The organism is Acutalibacter sp. 1XD8-33, from assembly GCF_003612555.1.
Lineage (GTDB): Bacteria > Bacillota > Clostridia > Oscillospirales > Acutalibacteraceae > Acutalibacter.
In genome coordinates this window covers 1-1533 of the sequence record NZ_RAZF01000081.1, presented here as the reverse complement: position 1 = coordinate 1533, position 1533 = coordinate 1, and the positions used below count along the sequence as shown (strand labels likewise).

Here is a 1533-nt window from a genome sequence, read left to right as displayed (position 1 = left end):
TAGGGTTTACTGAAAAATGAGGAAAAGAGGAAAAGGAAAAGAGATTTGAAAATAGAGCAAAAGCGAGCGCGCCAGACGGAGGCTGGCGTTCAAGGCGAAGAGGATGAGGGCGGCCTGGGTTTTGGCGGTTTCATCCAGTTTAGCGAAAATACAATCAAGGCCGAAACGGCGTTTTGCGTTGCCGATACGGCCTTCAACAGTGTTGCGCTCACAGGAGTCGTGAACGATTTGACGTTTGATCTTGGCGTCAGATACAGTGGCTTTTCTGCGGCCCATAGGCGGGCCGGAGAGACGGATGCCCCGTTCTTTGCAGTAGGACCTGTTGGCTCTGGTCTGGTAGATTTTATCCGCCAGCACAGCGGCGGGATAGCAGCCAAATTTGCGCCGGTAATCCTCCACAGCGGCTTGCAGATCACCGCCTTCGTTGAAATTCTTCCAGCAGGTTTGCTCCAGATAAACGTAGCCATCCACCACGGAAAGGTGCAATTTTTGCCCAAATTCCGTAGGGTTGAGACGCTTGCCCCGCTGGATCGGCCTGACATGGGGCTGCTCCAGACTGACGATCCGATTCTCGCATTTGTGGGTGCGGTTGTCGTACATCTCTTTCTGCTGGCGGTACACAACGGGGATCACATCCAGGCGGTCCCGAAGCCAGCGGGGGTACAGGGCGCTTGCGCCGGGAACAAGCGCCTCATATTTTTCCAGCTGCCTGGTGGCCTGCTGGATATAGTGCAGCTGCTCACCAATGGCTTTCCGGCACTTGGCTTGGGTCCACTTCTTGCTTTTGGCCAGCTTCAGATAGGACTTCCGGGCCTTTTTCGCGGAATACGGCAGCTTGTGGCCGGTATGCGGCACCTCTTTCCACAAAATGTTGATTGCCGTTTCCAGATGCTCCCGGCTCTTGTTCAGCAGGTCGATGTCCGTAGGATATTTGATGTCGGCTGGGGCCACCGTGGCGTCCAGAAGCAGTTTTCCTCGGTTCTTTTTCCGTCGTTTCTCTTTCTTCTTGGACGTGTTTTTCTTTGCTTTCCCCTTCTTCCTAGCCTCTTCTCCCTTTCCTTCGCTCCCATCTACAGGCGGAACCGGTGGATTATTCCCGTCACGATCTCCATCCCCTTCATCGTTCCGGTCCACATTCCTCTGCTCCTCCGGCCACTTCCCGGTACAGACAGATTCATTGATCTTCCCTACCTCTTCCACTGGGAACCGTTTGCGGAAATGCACCATCATGGACGGGTCGAATAGCGGCTCCGGGTGAAATTCATGCAACCCCACAAAGTACTGCATATAAGGGTTTTCCTGGAGTTCCTCTACGGTTCCCTCATCTGTAATATGACAGTACTCCTTGATAAAAATCGCCCCAAACGCTATCCGGGATGGGATGGCCGGACGGCCTGTTTCCTCACTCATGTTCTGTGCATAAATCTCCTCTATGTGCTCCCATGGCATCATCTCCGCCAAACGCACCCAGCTGTTATCCTTCATGAGCCGCCCACCAAAGGGCATAAAAAACTCATCCATGGATAGCTGCTC

At 53.6% G+C, this 1533-nt stretch carries 1 protein-coding gene; it reads right to left on the bottom strand.

Features of this window, described 5'->3' with window-relative positions:
• Positions 1-6: 6 nt before the first annotated feature.
• A partial coding sequence (locus D7X94_RS17875; protein WP_120429170.1) for an IS5 family transposase occupies positions 7-1533 on the bottom strand: 1527 nt, incomplete at its 5' end.